This window comes from Cedecea sp. Ae19-4 (assembly GCF_059801165.1).
In genome coordinates this window covers 1656679-1670579 of sequence record NZ_JBCHWG010000001.1, presented here as the reverse complement: position 1 = coordinate 1670579, position 13901 = coordinate 1656679, and the positions used below count along the sequence as shown (strand labels likewise).

Sequence of the window (13901 nt, the reverse complement as noted above, 5' to 3'; positions counted from 1 at the left end):
GGCGAATGCCAGCAGGATTTACGGTCACGCCACGTCCATCGACTATGCTTTACCAGGTTACCGAACATTCATAGCAACAAGGAGTGAGGTTTATGACATTCGTAAAGACGAAAGATGGCGTCAATATCTTTTATAAAGACTGGGGGCCGAAAACGGCACAACCGATTGTTTTTCATCACGGCTGGCCGCTCAGCGCCGATGACTGGGATAACCAGATGCTGTTTTTCTTAGGCGAAGGCTTCCGGGTTATCGCGTTCGACAGACGCGGGCATGGCCGTTCTGACCAGGTCAGCGATGGGCACGATATGGATCATTATGCGGCAGATGCCTCGGCGGTGGTGGAACATCTGGATCTTAAAAATGCCGTGCACGTCGGCCACTCAACCGGCGGTGGGCAAGTGGCTCGCTATGTCGCCCAATACGGGCAGCCTCAGGGGCGCGTTGCGAAAGCCGTTTTAGTCAGTGCCGTGCCGCCGCTGATGGTGAAAACGGCGAGTAATCCGGGCGGAACGCCGCTCGAGGTGTTTGACGGCTTCCGTAAGGCGCTGGCGGCAAATCGTGCGCAGTTTTACCTTGATGTTGCCTCAGGCCCATTCTACGGCTTTAACCGCCAGGGCGCCGATGTTTCTGAGGGGAGTGTTCGGAACTGGTGGCGGCAGGGCATGGCCGGCAGCGCGAAGGCCCACTATGAAGGGATCAAAGCGTTTTCAGAAACCGACCAGACCGACGATCTGAAAGCCATCACCGTGCCGGTTCTGGTTCTGCAGGGCGATGACGACCAGGTTGTGCCGTACAAAAATGCGGCTATTCTGCAGGATAAACTGCTCAGCAATAGCACGCTGCACATCTACCCCGGCTATCCTCACGGGATGCATACCACGCATGCCGATACCATCAATGCGGATATCCTGAAATTTATCCGCAGCTGATAGCGCTGTTATCAGGGGGAGGCCGAAAGCTTCCCCTTCTTATTTCCCCGCTTATGCCTCGGATGCCAAAGATGACAAGGCCGCCATCGCCGACTCGGTATCTTTATGGGCCACGAAAATATGGTCGTGATAATACCCAGCCACCACGTTACAGCTGATACCTTTTTTCGCCAGCGCGCGTGAAAATGCGGCGGTAAGGCCAACGGCGGCGAGGGATGAGTGAATCTTCAGGGTGATCCAACTGGCGACGTAGTCATAGCTTACGGCATGTTTATCCGCCAGATCCTGAGGCAGGACCAGCGTGAAGCCTTCAGCCTCGCGGACGGTCACAATGGCGGCATCTTTTAATTCCGCAGAAAATGAGGCTAAAGTGCAAAAAACATATTTACCCGGGTTAAGCTCCGGGGCAGCATTACTCAGTAGTATTGCCAGGTTATTCTCGCCAGCCATTTATCCGTCTCCTTTTCATTGAGTGAGGACGAATTAAATAGCGTTTGAGTGATAAATAAAAATTAAAAAATATGCTGTTGCATTAGGTGCGCTAATGATGAGGCGGCGCGCCTTTGACGCACCGCCCGCGCTTATTTCCCGGTCAGCATCTGCCAGAGAAACTCTTCGATCATGGCCTGGTGGGCCGCCGTCTGGCTATTTTCCGGCGCGCTGCCGTGGCCGGCATCCGTTTCCTCATACAGCCAGACGTTCTCGTGCCCTTGTTGCTGCATCCGCGCCACCATCCGACGCGCGTGGGCCGGGCTAACCCTGTCATCCTGGGTGCCGGTGGTGAACAGCGTGGGGGGATAATCCACATCGGCGGACACTTTGTCGAACGGAGAATAACGCTGCAGCCACTCTCGTTCTTCGGCAATGTCCGGGTCGCCATACTCGGCAATCCAGGAGGCTCCCGCGAGCCAGCGGGGATAATTCAGCATATCCAGCAGCGGGACTTCGCACACCAGCGCGCCAAATAATTCTGGGTAGTCGGTGAGCATATTACCGATCAACAGGCCGCCGTTGCTCCCACCCTGAGCGGCAAGCTTCGCGGCACAGGTCACTTTCCGCGCCGCCAGATCGCTTGCGACAGCGGTAAAATCTTCCCAGGCACGATGACGATGCTGTTTGAGCGCAGCCTGGTGCCATGCAGGGCCATATTCACCGCCGCCGCGAATATTAGCGACGACGTAAACTCCGCCTTTTTGCAGCCATGTCGCCCCTTTGGCACCGAGATAATGCGGCGTTAAAGAAACCTCAAATCCACCGTAACCGTACAGCAGCGTCGGATTATCACCGGACAGCGCCAGTGCTTTGGCGGCCACCTGGAAGTAGGGGACGCGGGTGCCATCCAGTGAAAGGGCAAAGTGCTGGGTCACGCTAAATTCTCCCGCGTCAAAGCAGGTTGGATCCTGTTTCACGAGGCTTAGCGTGTCGTCGTCCAGATCGCCATAGCTGAGGCTGTGGGGCTGCAGGAAACCGTGGCTGACCAGCCGGTAGCGGTTACTTTCATCGTCGATGCCGCCGGCGGAAACGTTGGTGAAATCGGGCTGCTCAAGCGTTTTTATGCAGTGCCGCTGGCCGCCGTCGATTTTCACAACTTCGACCTTCTCAACGGCGTCCTGGCTCAGGTTCAGCAGAAGGTAATCGCGGGTTGAGCTGTAGCCTTGCAGCGTCGTGCGCGAATTTGGCGTGAAGAGCGAAATGAAATTGCGCTCACCTCGCTGAAAATCAGCTAAATCAATAGCCAGCAGAGCGCCTGCAGGCCAGGTTGTCTCAGCGATTGTCCAGTCGGAATTAAGCGTCACCAGCAGCCAGTCTTTGAAAAATCCGCAGGAGGCATCTTCCGGAATGGCGATAAGCGTCAGGGTATTCTGGCCGGTCAAAAGCCAGGTTTGCCCGTGGTAAAAGTCTTTGCTGCAGTGCACCACATCCCGCTCAAAATCGGGGGTATCATCATGCCAGGCGGAAACGGCCATATCCGTTGCTTCACCTGCGTAGATCAGCGGTGCATCCTGCGGTGATGTCCCTCGAGTCCAGCGATAGACACGGCGTGGATAGCCGGAGGTGGTGAGCGTATCATCCCCTGCATCGAGCGCCAGCAGCAGCGTGTTTTCATCCAGCCAACTGACCGAACTTTTGCTTTCCGGCAGGAAAAAGCCCTCGGGGATAAACGTTTTATTTACCAGATCAAATTCACGAATTTCACAGGCATCGCCGCCGCTGGATAAAAAGATCAGCGCCCGGGAATAGTCCGGGTGGAGAAGATCGGCGCCGTGATAGCTCCAGTTCGCGCCTTCCTCTTCGTTCAGGCGATCGACATCCAGCACCGTTTCCCATTCTGGTGCAGCGGTAAAGTAAGATCTTTCGGTGGTGCGGCGCCAGATGCCGCGAGGGTGTTCGTCATCCTGCCAGAAGTTATACACCTCGTTGCGGTAGTGGTTCCCCCAGGGAATGTTGGTTTTATCGTCCAGCGACAGCAGGATCGCGCCCCGCATCTGCTGGAAGCGCTCTCCCGTGGCAAACCTGTCCGTGGTGCGCTTATTTTGTTTTTCCACCCAGCTTAGCGCCGCGGCATCTTCCGGGGTTTCGAGCTGGCTAAGCAAATCCTGACTCACTGGCTGTGTCATCACGCGTCCTTTTGTTGGGTAACGGGCCTGCAATCGACCATATCATTATGCTTATGCCCATTACACCTGAAGGCTTTTGTGGTTTCTGCCAGCATGCTCGAATTTTTTCGTTTGCAAAACGAAGGGCTTAGCAAAAGTACGTGTTTTCTTACTTGAAGTGTCTTTTTTACCTGATACTGTATATTTAAACAGTATTTGTATTGGCGGTATCATGAATCTTCTCAAACCTGCGGCCTGTTGCCCGGACGCTTCCTTTCCTCTCTTTGCTGACCTGGTGCAATGCGGCTTTCCGTCACCGGCTCAGGACTATGTTGAGCAACGTATCGATCTCAATAAGCTGCTGGTGCGCAATCCCGGCGCGACCTATTTTGTAAAGGCGGCGGGGGATTCGATGGTAGAAGGGGGAATTGGCGAAGGGGACTTGCTGATTGTGGACAGCTCAAGAACCGCGTCACAGGGCGATATTGTGATTGCGGCGATTGACGGGGCGTTCACCGTGAAGCGCCTGCAGCTTCGCCCCACGGTGATGCTACTGCCGATGAACAGCGCCTGGGCACCGATTCCCGTCACCGATGAGGCCGAACTCGATATTTTTGGCATCGTCACTTTTATCATCAAAGCGGCGGGCTAAACATGTTTGCGCTGGTGGACGTCAACAGCTTCTACGCCTCCTGCGAAACGGCATTCCGCCCGGATTTAGCCGGAAAGCCGGTGGTGGTTTTATCCAATAATGACGGCTGCGTCATCGCCCGCTCTGCGGAAGCCCGGCCCTTTGTCAAAATGGGGGCGCCTTTTTTTAAACAGAAAGAGGCGCTCAGGCGGCATGGCGTGCTGACGTTTAGCAGCAACTACGAGCTGTATGCCGACATGAGCGAGCGGGTGATGGGCGTGCTTGAAGAGCTGCTGCCCAGGGTCGAGATTTACTCCATTGACGAGGCATTTTGTGACTTAACGGGCGTGAGCAATTGCTACAACCTGAAGGCCTTTGGCCAGACGATCCGCTCGACTATTCGCCAGCGCACCCGCCTGACGGTGGGCGTGGGCATCGCGCCGACAAAAACGCTGGCTAAACTGGCAAACCTGGCGGCAAAAACGTGGCAAGAACGAACCGGCGGCGTGGTTGATTTATCCCGCCCGAAGCACCAGCGCTGGCTTATGGCACAGCTGCCCGTGGGCGAAGTCTGGGGCGTGGGGCGGCGGCTGTCGAAAAAACTCGACGACATGGGCATCAGAACGGTTTTACAGCTTGCCGACGCGGATATTCGTTTTATTCGACGGCATTTCAGCGTAGTGCTGGAAAGAACCGTGCGCGAATTGCGCGGGGAATCATGCCTTGAAATGGATGAGTTCTCCGCCGCCAAACAGGAGATCATCTGCAGCCGCTCGTTCGGAGAACGCATTACCGAGTATGAGGCTATGCGCCAGGCGATCGGCAGCTACGCCAGCCGGGCGGCGGAAAAGCTGCGGGCTGAGCACCAATATTGCCGGGTGATCTCTGCCTTTGTGAAAAGCAGTCCGTTTGCCGTGAACGAACCCTATTACGGCAACTGCTCGTCCGTCTCGCTGCTCATCCCCACACAGGACAGCCGGGATATTATCCAGGCCGCGTTGCAGAGCCTGGACGCTATCTGGCAGGCGGGGCATCGCTACCAGAAAGCCGGCGTGATGCTGGGGGATTTTTTTAGTCAGGGCGTGGCGCAATTCGATTTATTCGACAACCATATTCCACGTCCTAACGGCGAAAAACTGATGACCGTGCTGGACTTCCTGAATAAAAAGCAGGGCAAAGGCACGCTCTATTTTGCCGGGCAGGGCATACAGCAGCCGTGGGCGATGAAGCGCGACATGCTGTCGCCGCGCTATACCACTCGCTATGCCGATCTACCGCAGGCGTGGGTGTGCTGAATGTGCTGCCGTTACACATTCACATTTTCGGGAAGCGGAACAGCGATCGGTTCCCCGCACACCGTGACGCGTGGGCCGCCAAGTTCGTTCCAGCGGAATAAATTCAGGTGCCAGCCATCGGGAATACTTCGGGAACGGTCGATAATGCCATCGGCATTGGAGAAGCGAGCCCGGTCAGCGTTTTGCCAGGAAGGCGGGTCGACATTTTGCTGCAGAGCGCTGAGCCAGCAGTGATTAGACAGATCGCGGTTGATGCCTAAAGCCAGGCATGAATATTCATCTCGCTGGTCCAGCACCCGCGCGTCTTCGACATACAGTGGGACGAGAAGCCGCGGCTTGCCGTCTTTTTGCATATGGGCGGCAACCGCCAGCCTTGCCCACTCAGGTACCGGGCTCATATAAAGAATTGTTTGCCCTGGCCGATGGTAACGCCCTGGGGAATCGGGCCGGGTGCGCGACAGCACGCTACTGAGGAACTCCGCCGGAACGGCGCGAAAAAAGAAACCGCTGACGTTTTTGAAATGAAGGTGGTTATCGGACACAATGGCACCTGGTTTGCTCAGAAAATTAGCAACCCTAGTTTAACCAGAACGTTGTGACAGAATTGCCATCGCAAAGACCGAAGCGTCTGTGATGATCGTGCTATGGCCAGAATAGTTTCGCCGCTGAACTTTTTTTCAACCGGCCTGTCAATATCACAGCAAGCATCATGGGAGAGCGTTTCGAAGTGAAAGGATTGTTGACAGCATTAATACTCATTGCCAGTTTTCTGATTGGCTGTGCGATGTATTACAAAGTGGGCTGCTGGTTTGAAGATGACATCATCAATTTTTACGCCGGAGACGAAGGGTAAGGGGTGGGTAACTGCGCGAGGCATCATTACCCGGAATGTTTAACCTTTAAAGACGGAAAACTTTTTGGTCAGCGGTTTGAGTTTTTCCGTTTCGCCGTACAGCGCGATGCCAACAAAATCGAGCTCAGCGAAAGGCGTGTCGCGCGTATCTTTGATCTGCTGCTCAGAAGAGTGCGACAGCATGGTGGTGGTAAAGAAGTTATACAGCACGCCTTCTTCCCTGCATTTCTCCAGCGTCGTCCCCAACTGGCTGCTGTTTTTAGACTGAAGTACAACCACCGGATAATGGTTCATCCAGGCGCTTAAGCCGCTATCCTGGTTGGGATAGTCATGAAATACAGGCTCCTCGACTTTAAGCATAATACCGCCGCAGAGGTGGCCCACGGCATTCATTTGCACGCTGACGTCGGCAGTGCGGTTCACGATGACATACAGCTTATAGTCATTATCTTCGAACATTCTGGCTCCTTGTCTGTTTAAGCTTCTGCTTTGGCTGCTGATTTAGCTTAGGGCGAAAAGCTCAAGCATAGTAATCGTTTTTTTATCCGTCTTCCTGCTTGCGATCAATCTTCCCACCACATGAAAGTCATTCAAATATCAATCGTTATATATTATTTTATATAGCGATTAATAAGGAGAACAAATGGAACTTTACGTCTTTTATGTGGGCGGCAATGCCGGAAAATCCAATATCGAAGTGCATGACGTCCAGTTTGTGGCTGCAGAGAAGCCAGAGGACGCGTGGCCTGCGCTGCGGGCGGCCTGGTTTGGTGACAAAGATAAAATCCATATCGACGGGTACGGCAAGCTGCGCTGGGCCGACGGCTACCGCATTAGTCTTTCCGATAAACCCGTTGAGCAAACGCCAAAGCTCTTTTTTGTGAACGTCGGCGGCTACAGCCCGAAAACGCTGGCGGAGCTGCATGACTTTGATTTCTTCGTGGCTGAAAATCCGGCCCAGGCAAAAGAGAAGGCGATTGCGAACCTGCTGGTCGAAAGCTACCAGCAGCACAAAGACAACCTGAAAGATGTCGATGACTGCCTGCTGTTAGAAAGCGTGGGGGATTATTTTATCCATCTGGAAAAAGCGGAGCAGGGCGAACGCTTCAGGCCAGAATGGCAGGGCTATTTGCCGATTAGCGAATAGCGCTATTATTCCCAATGAAAAACGGTGCCTTAGCGAAAGGCACCGTTTTTACTGTTTCACTCGCTAACGCAGCAAAATTGATAAACTCACGCCTGAACCACGCGAATCTGCTAGCATACGCGCCTGCCCGTTATTATTAAGAGATGACCATTGTGACCGCTTTTTCCGTACTGAACGCTTTACCTGAAGCACAACTCGCCAACCTTAGCGAACTGGGGTATCACGAAATGACGCCCGTTCAGGAAGCGGCCTTGCCCGCCATTCTGGCCGGAAAAGACGTCCGTGCTCAGGCCAAAACCGGCAGCGGCAAAACCGCAGCTTTTGGCCTTGGCCTGCTGCAGCACATTGATGCCAGCCAGTTTTTAACCCAGTCGCTGGTGCTGTGCCCAACCCGCGAACTGGCCGACCAGGTCGCTAAAGAGCTGCGTCGCCTGGCGCGCTACATGCCAAATATTAAAATTTTAACCCTGTGTGGTGGCCAGCCGTTTGGCGTACAGCGAGACTCGTTACAGCATGCGCCGCACATTATCGTGGCCACGCCGGGCCGCCTGTTAGATCACCTGAAAAAAGAAACGGTGAAGCTGGAGGCTCTGCAAACGCTGGTGCTGGACGAAGCCGACCGTATGCTGGACATGGGCTTCGCCGACGCCATCGATGAAGTTATTGCCCATGCGCCGGCCAAACGCCAGACGCTGCTTTTCTCCGCCACCTGGCCTGCCGCCATTGCCGCTATCAGCGGGCGAATTCAGCGCGACCCGCAGACTATCGAAATTGATACCGTTGATGAGCTGCCGTCCGTTGAACAGCAGTTCTATGAAATCTCCCGCGGGGGCAAAATCGGCCTGCTGCTGGCGCTGCTCAGCAAGCATCAGCCGGCGTCCTGCGTGGTGTTCTGCAACACCAAAAAAGATTGCCAGGCCGTGTGCGATGCGCTGAACGAGCGACATCAAAGTGCGTTAGCGCTGCACGGCGACATGGAACAGCGCGACCGCGACCAGACGCTGGTGCGTTTTGCCAACGGCAGTAGCCGCGTGCTGGTGGCAACAGACGTTGCGGCGCGTGGGCTGGATATCAAAGCGCTGGAAATGGTCATTAACTACGAGCTGTCGTGGGACCCGGAAGTGCACGTTCACCGCATTGGCCGTACCGCGCGAGCCGGGCAAAGCGGGCTGGCTATCAGCTTCTGCGCCCCGGAAGAAGCGCAGCGCGCGAGCGTGCTGGCTGAAATGCTGAATCTTTCGCTGAAATGGCAGCAGGTGCCGTCCGGCGTTTCCGTGAAGCCGCTGGAAGCGGAAATGGCGACGCTGTGCATTGACGGCGGCAAGAAAGCCAAAATGCGTCCGGGCGATATTTTGGGGGCGTTAACCGGCGATATGGGGCTGGAAGGTGCGGACATCGGCAAAATCGACGTCCACCCAATCCATGTTTACGTTGCGGTGCGCCAGTCCGTGGCGCGTCACGCGTGGAAACAGCTGCAGCAGGGCAAAATCAAAGGTAAATCAGTGAAGGTTCGCCTGCTGAAGTAAACGCGTTTTCTCCTCCGCCTGACCTTCTCCCCCCAGGGGCGAAGGTATCTGAAACGGGGGGGGCGTGTTTTCCCCTCACCCTAACCCTCTCCCCATGGGGGAGAGGGGATAAAAGAACGCCAATCTACGTTTTCCCATTCTCTCTTCCAGAGCGACGGGATTAAAAAGAACGCCAATCTATGTTTTCCCCCTCTCCCTTCCAGGGAGAGGGCCGGGGTGAGGGGCATTCCCCCGATTACTCGCTAACCTTCTCCGCTTTACCCGCCAGCTGCGCCAGGAAGTCGTATCGCTTCTGCAAATCGGCGGCGGCATCTTTCCACAGCTGCTCGGCGACTTCCGGCTGCTGGGCGTTCAGGCGGCGGAAACGCTGCTCCTTCATTAACGTATCGGCCAGCGCATCGGACGGTGGACGGGAATCCAGCGCCAGCGGCACCTTGCCTTCATCAGCCCTACGCGGGTCGAAGCGATAAAGCGGCCAGAAGCCGGTGGCGGTCAGCTGGCGCATCTGATCGTGGCTCAGTGCCAGATCGTAGCCGTGCTCTTCGCAAGGGCTGTAGGCGATGATCAGCGATGGACCAGGATAAGCCTCCGCCTCCTGAATGGCCTTCATCGTCTGGTTCAGCTGTGCCCCCAGCGAAATCTGCGCGACGTACACATGGCCGTACATCATCATGCTGACGCCCAGATCTTTACGTGCTTTACGCTTGCCGTGCTCGCCAAACTTGGTGACGGCGCCCAGCGGCGTGGCTTTAGACGCCTGGCCGCCGGTGTTGGAGTAACACTGCGTATCCAGCACCAGAATGTTGACGTTTTCGGTCAGGCTCAGCACGTGGTCGAGGCCACCGAAACCGATGTCATAGGCCCAGCCGTCACCGCCAATCAGCCAGATAGATTTCTCCACCAGCGCGTCGGCATCGGTGACCAGCTGACGGGCATCAGCATCGTCAATGTTCGCCAGATGTTTACGCAGCTCGGCGACCTGTTCACGGCGGACTTCCGATGTCGCTTCCGCGTGAAGCTGCTCATTAAGCTCGGCCGGAAGTTTATCGGCAAACTGTCCCAGTAAACGCATGACGCGGGCGCGGTGCTGATCCACCGTCAGGCGGAAGCCCAGCCCAAATTCGGCGTTATCCTCAAACAGCGAGTTAGCCCAGGCTGGCCCGCGGCCGTTTGCGTCGGTGGTGTACGGCGTGGATGGCAGGTTACCGCCGTAAATAGACGAACAGCCGGTGGCGTTAGCGATCAGCATTCGGTCGCCGAACAGCTGGGTCAGAATTTTAATATACGGCGTTTCGCCGCAGCCTGAGCAGGCTCCGGAGTATTCAAACAGCGGCGTTAGCAGCTGCGAGGTACGGATATCGATACGCTCCAGGCTGGTGCGATCGATTTCCGGCAGCGCGAGGAAGAAGTCATAGTTCTCTTTCTCTTCTTCAACGTGTTCAAGGCGAGACAGCATATTAATCGCCTTGATTTCCGGGTTCTGGCGATCTTTGGCCGGGCAAACTTCTACGCAAAGGTTACAGCCGGTGCAATCTTCCGGCGCTACCTGCAGCACGTATTTCTGGCCGCGCATATCCCGGGACTTCACGTCCAGCGACTGCAGGGCTTCCGGGGCGCCTTCCATTGCCTCAGGCTGAACCACTTTGGCACGAATAGCCGAATGCGGGCAGGCGGCGACGCAGTGGTTGCACTGGGTACAAATATCCGGCTTCCAGATAGGAATCTCTTCGGCGATGTTGCGTTTTTCCCAGCGGGTCGTGCCCATCGGCCAGGTCCCGTCCGGCGGCAGGGCGGAAACCGGCAGGGCATCGCCGAGACCGGCGAGCATCGCGGCGGTAACGGTTTTCACAAAATCAGGTGCGGCATCGGAGACGACCGGCGGACGCATCGCGCTTGCCGGGTTAACGTCCTGCAGAGGCACTTCGGCGAGGGAGTCACGAGCCAGCGCCAGCGCCTGCCAGTTACGCTCGACGATTTCCGTCCCTTTACTGCTGTAGCTTTTGGCAATCGCGCCCTGCAGCTCTGCCAGCGCGGTGTCGCCAGGCAGGATCTGCGTCAGGTGGAAGAATGCCATCTGCATTACGGTGTTGATACGGGCACCAAGATGACACTCGCGGGCGATCTTCGCCGCGTTAATGACGTACAGGCGAGCCTGCTTCTGATTGAGCACCGCCTGAACTTCCTGCGGCAGGCGACTCCACACCTCGTCGGCGGCGTAAGGCGTGTTCAGCAGGAAAATACCGCCGGGCTTCAGGCGCTCGGCCATCTGGTACTTGTCGATAAACTGCAGCTGGTGGCAGCCAACGAAATCGGCTTTCTCAATCAGGTAGGTGGAGTTGATCGGCTGCTCGCTCACGCGCAGATGAGAAACCGTCAGCCCTCCGGCCTTTTTGGAGTCATAAACGAAATAACCCTGGGTAAACCACGGCGTGGAGTTACCGATAATTTTGATATTGTTTTTGGTGGCAGACACGCTGCCGTCGCTGCCCAGGCCATAAAACAGCGCTTCGAGTTTAGCGCGGTTCGGCAGGGTATTTTCCGGCAACGGCAGCGACAGGTTGGTCACATCGTCGTAAATGCCCACGGTAAAGCGCGGGCGCGGTTTGGCTTCGCGAAGTTCATTGAAAATAGCCAGGACGCATTCCGGACCGAACTCTTTGGATGACAACCCGTAGCGGCCCCCAATCACGCTAGGCAGCGTTTCGCGCTCGCCACGGCTTACCGCCTCGGCAAGCGCGGTCATCACGTCGAGATACAGCGGCTCAGCAAGGGCCCCCGGCTCTTTAGTACGGTCAAGCACCGCCACCTGACGCGCGGTTTGCGGCAGAACTTCCAGCAAATGTTCGGCGGAGAAGGGGCGGTACAGGCGCACTTTCAGCACGCCGACTTTTTCGCCCCTGGTCAGCAATTCATCGACAACTTCTTCACAGGTGCCGACGGCGGAGCCCATCACGATAATCACGCGCTCCGCTTCCGGATGGCCGTAATACTCAAACGGACGATAGCTACGGCCGGTGGTGGCGGCAAAGTCGTTCATCGCCTGTTCAACGTGCGCGTAAACCGCGTTGTACCACGGGTTGGTCGCTTCGCGGGACTGGAAGTACGTATCCGGGTTGGCCGACGTCCCGCGAATCACCGGATGCTCCGGGTTCAGGGCGCGGGCGCGATGTTCATCGATCTCTTTTTGCGGCAGCAGGCCGCGAAGGGTATCGTCCGCCAGCGGCACAATTTTGTTGATTTCGTGCGAGGTGCGGAAGCCGTCGAAGAAGTGAATAAACGGCACGCGGCTTTTCAGGGTCGCAATATGGGAAATCAGTGCGAAGTCCTGTGCTTCCTGGACGCTGCTGGCGCACAGCATGGCGCAGCCGGTCTGGCGCACGGCCATCACGTCAGAATGATCGCCAAAAATGGAAAGCGCGTGGGTGGCCACGGTGCGCGCGGCAACGTGGAGAACAAATGGCGTCAGCTGGCCCGCAAGTTTGTACAGCGTCGGGATCATCAGCAGTAAGCCTTGCGATGACGTAAACGAAGTGGAAAGCGCCCCGGTTTGCAGCGCCCCGTGCACCGCGCCAATTGCGCCTGCTTCAGACTGCATCTCGACTACGCGAGGGACATCGCCCCACACGTTCTTCCTGCCGTCACCCGACCAGGCATCCGCCTGTTCCGCCATTGTCGAGCTGGGAGTAATCGGGTAGATGGCAATTACTTCGCTGGCACGAAACGCCACGGAGGCGACTGCGCCGTTGCCGTCGATAGTGATCATAAGACACCCTTACATTGCGCAAAATAAAGGGACTCGCCTGAAAGCCTGGAGCCCCGTTGTAATTCCTCAATTATAGTGTGTCCACCCTGGCCATTAGAAGTTATGGGCCTGCCGAGTGCACAAATTGATCCACGATTAACAGTGAAATAACCTGGGGACGTACTGCGCTGAATCATAAAAGGAATGAAGGATGCTCAGAAAACTCTGATGTTTTGGCTTGAAAGGTGATCTGTGCCACAAAAATCAACACATTTTATTGCCTTATGCTCTCGACGCAGCGGGAACCATGCGCCATTATGCAAAAGTTTTGCATATTCAGACGGGAGAGAAAAGCCATGCGCGCTGCGTTTTTAGCCGGTTGTGCCGCACTGTTATTATCGGCATGCAGTAATGAACCCCCTCAACAGGCCACTGCGGCCCACGTTCCTCCTGGCCTCAGGGCGGCAATGTCCAGCCAGGGCGAAGCGAACTGTGCGATGATTGGCGGTACGATGAGCGTTGCGCGTCAGCTGGACGGCAGCGCGATTGGCATGTGTGCCATGCCGAACGGCAAGCGCTGTAACGAAAACTCGCTTGCCGCTGGCACCTGTGGAAGCTACTGATTAATTAACGAGATCGGCCAGTTTGTACGTCAGCGTATGCTGGCCGCTCTTCAGCACCAGCTGCTGGTTAGCCAGAGAAACTTTGGCCCCGCTGGTCAGCATGTCATTGATACGGTGATCCAGGTCGTTCAACAGCGGGTCGCTGCAAAGCATCATCGTCATGCCCACGCCTTTCGCCTTCAGCGTGTTGTGTTCCAGGGTTGCCTGGCCCATAAAGCGGTTACACATCTGACCATAAATCTGCATGTTTTCACCAAAGCTAAGCTCAGGCGCGCGTTTGCTGTTTTTCACGTCCAGAGGCTTACCGTCTACGCTCTCCAGCACAAAGCGATGGTGCTGCAAATCTTGTGCGGTCACGGCACTTTTATCTGAATCCGACGGCTGGGCGCAACCTGCCAGCACTACGCTTGCCAGCATCAGTGAAGCGAACTTTTTCATTTCTTCTCCCTAAGTTTTATCAGTCATCAATGAAAGCGCGCCACTTTCGCAGGATGTGGCGCATGAATCAGTAAGGATACTCTTAAAATTAACCGCCTCCTGCGAGAGGCGGGCGGAAAA

At 56.0% G+C, this 13901-nt stretch carries 13 protein-coding genes; 7 read left to right on the top strand and 6 right to left on the bottom strand.

Going from position 1 to position 13901, the window contains the following annotated elements:
- Positions 1-92: 92 nt before the first annotated feature.
- Positions 93-929: an alpha/beta fold hydrolase gene (locus AAIE02_RS07905; protein WP_008461370.1), complete on the top strand. Its 837-nt coding sequence runs from the start codon at positions 93-95 to the stop codon at positions 927-929.
- 51 nt (positions 930-980) lie between these two features.
- Here the strand turns inward: AAIE02_RS07905 and AAIE02_RS07900 are convergent, their stop codons facing one another.
- On the bottom strand, positions 981-1379 hold the full coding sequence (locus AAIE02_RS07900; RefSeq protein WP_336982299.1) for an ACT domain-containing protein: 399 nt from the start codon (positions 1377-1379) through the stop codon (positions 981-983).
- 131 nt (positions 1380-1510) lie between these two features.
- Positions 1511-3547 carry a prolyl oligopeptidase family serine peptidase gene (locus AAIE02_RS07895; protein WP_498532326.1) on the bottom strand — a complete coding sequence of 679 codons (2037 nt, stop codon included), beginning with the start codon at positions 3545-3547 and terminating at the stop codon, positions 1511-1513.
- 211 nt (positions 3548-3758) lie between these two features.
- Here AAIE02_RS07895 and umuD point away from each other — a divergent pair, with 211 nt between their 5' ends.
- Positions 3759-4178, top strand: a complete 420-nt coding sequence (umuD, locus tag AAIE02_RS07890) for a translesion error-prone DNA polymerase V autoproteolytic subunit (protein WP_039293957.1) — start codon at positions 3759-3761, stop codon at positions 4176-4178.
- Positions 4179-4180: 2 nt separating this feature from the next.
- On the top strand, positions 4181-5452 hold the full coding sequence (umuC, locus tag AAIE02_RS07885; RefSeq protein WP_498532325.1) for a translesion error-prone DNA polymerase V subunit UmuC: 1272 nt from the start codon (positions 4181-4183) through the stop codon (positions 5450-5452).
- An 11-nt stretch (positions 5453-5463) separates the two neighbouring features.
- Here the strand turns inward: umuC and AAIE02_RS07880 are convergent, their stop codons facing one another.
- Positions 5464-5994, bottom strand: coding sequence for an RES family NAD+ phosphorylase (locus AAIE02_RS07880; RefSeq protein ID WP_008461375.1), 531 nt, complete (start codon positions 5992-5994; stop codon positions 5464-5466).
- Between the two features lie 167 nt (positions 5995-6161).
- Here AAIE02_RS07880 and AAIE02_RS07875 point away from each other — a divergent pair, with 167 nt between their 5' ends.
- Positions 6162-6305, top strand: a complete 144-nt coding sequence (locus tag AAIE02_RS07875; RefSeq protein ID WP_156107034.1) for a hypothetical protein — start codon at positions 6162-6164, stop codon at positions 6303-6305.
- 39 nt (positions 6306-6344) lie between these two features.
- Here the strand turns inward: AAIE02_RS07875 and AAIE02_RS07870 are convergent, their stop codons facing one another.
- On the bottom strand, positions 6345-6764 hold the full coding sequence (locus AAIE02_RS07870) for a DUF2000 family protein (protein WP_008461378.1): 420 nt from the start codon (positions 6762-6764) through the stop codon (positions 6345-6347).
- Between the two features lie 184 nt (positions 6765-6948).
- Here AAIE02_RS07870 and AAIE02_RS07865 point away from each other — a divergent pair, with 184 nt between their 5' ends.
- Together AAIE02_RS07865 and dbpA are read left to right on the top strand one after the other, a co-directional pair.
- Positions 6949-7452 (top strand): DUF1543 domain-containing protein, encoded by a 504-nt coding sequence (locus AAIE02_RS07865; protein WP_008461379.1) that lies wholly within the window; start codon positions 6949-6951, stop codon positions 7450-7452.
- 152 nt (positions 7453-7604) lie between these two features.
- The gene (dbpA, locus tag AAIE02_RS07860; RefSeq protein WP_008461381.1) at positions 7605-8978 is read left to right on the top strand and encodes an ATP-dependent RNA helicase DbpA; all 1374 of its coding nucleotides are present in this window, start codon (positions 7605-7607) and stop codon (positions 8976-8978) included.
- 235 nt (positions 8979-9213) lie between these two features.
- On the opposite strand, the gene nifJ is transcribed toward dbpA, so the two are convergent.
- Positions 9214-12741 carry a pyruvate:ferredoxin (flavodoxin) oxidoreductase gene (gene nifJ, locus AAIE02_RS07855; protein WP_498532324.1) on the bottom strand — a complete coding sequence of 1176 codons (3528 nt, stop codon included), beginning with the start codon at positions 12739-12741 and terminating at the stop codon, positions 9214-9216.
- A gap of 335 nt (positions 12742-13076) precedes the next feature.
- Between nifJ and AAIE02_RS07850 the strand changes: the two genes are divergently transcribed.
- The gene (locus tag AAIE02_RS07850; protein ID WP_008461385.1) at positions 13077-13343 is read left to right on the top strand and encodes a putative hemolysin; all 267 of its coding nucleotides are present in this window, start codon (positions 13077-13079) and stop codon (positions 13341-13343) included.
- On the opposite strand, the gene hslJ is transcribed toward AAIE02_RS07850, so the two are convergent.
- Positions 13344-13781 carry a heat shock protein HslJ gene (gene hslJ / locus AAIE02_RS07845; protein WP_498532323.1) on the bottom strand — a complete coding sequence of 146 codons (438 nt, stop codon included), beginning with the start codon at positions 13779-13781 and terminating at the stop codon, positions 13344-13346.
- Between the last annotated feature and the right edge of the window lie 120 nt (positions 13782-13901).

Coding starts and splice junctions, on each gene's coding strand:
- AAIE02_RS07875 (WP_156107034.1), top strand. CDS start 6,162: ATGGGAGAGCGTTTCGAAGTGAAAGGATTGTTGACAGCATTAATACTC.
- nifJ (WP_498532324.1), bottom strand. CDS start 12,741: ATGATCACTATCGACGGCAACGGCGCAGTCGCCTCCGTGGCGTTTCGT.
- AAIE02_RS07865 (WP_008461379.1), top strand. CDS start 6,949: ATGGAACTTTACGTCTTTTATGTGGGCGGCAATGCCGGAAAATCCAAT.
- AAIE02_RS07870 (WP_008461378.1), bottom strand. CDS start 6,764: ATGTTCGAAGATAATGACTATAAGCTGTATGTCATCGTGAACCGCACT.
- AAIE02_RS07900 (WP_336982299.1), bottom strand. CDS start 1,379: ATGGCTGGCGAGAATAACCTGGCAATACTACTGAGTAATGCTGCCCCG.
- hslJ (WP_498532323.1), bottom strand. CDS start 13,781: ATGAAAAAGTTCGCTTCACTGATGCTGGCAAGCGTAGTGCTGGCAGGT.
- AAIE02_RS07850 (WP_008461385.1), top strand. CDS start 13,077: ATGCGCGCTGCGTTTTTAGCCGGTTGTGCCGCACTGTTATTATCGGCA.
- umuD (WP_039293957.1), top strand. CDS start 3,759: ATGAATCTTCTCAAACCTGCGGCCTGTTGCCCGGACGCTTCCTTTCCT.
- umuC (WP_498532325.1), top strand. CDS start 4,181: ATGTTTGCGCTGGTGGACGTCAACAGCTTCTACGCCTCCTGCGAAACG.
- AAIE02_RS07905 (WP_008461370.1), top strand. CDS start 93: ATGACATTCGTAAAGACGAAAGATGGCGTCAATATCTTTTATAAAGAC.
- AAIE02_RS07895 (WP_498532326.1), bottom strand. CDS start 3,547: ATGACACAGCCAGTGAGTCAGGATTTGCTTAGCCAGCTCGAAACCCCG.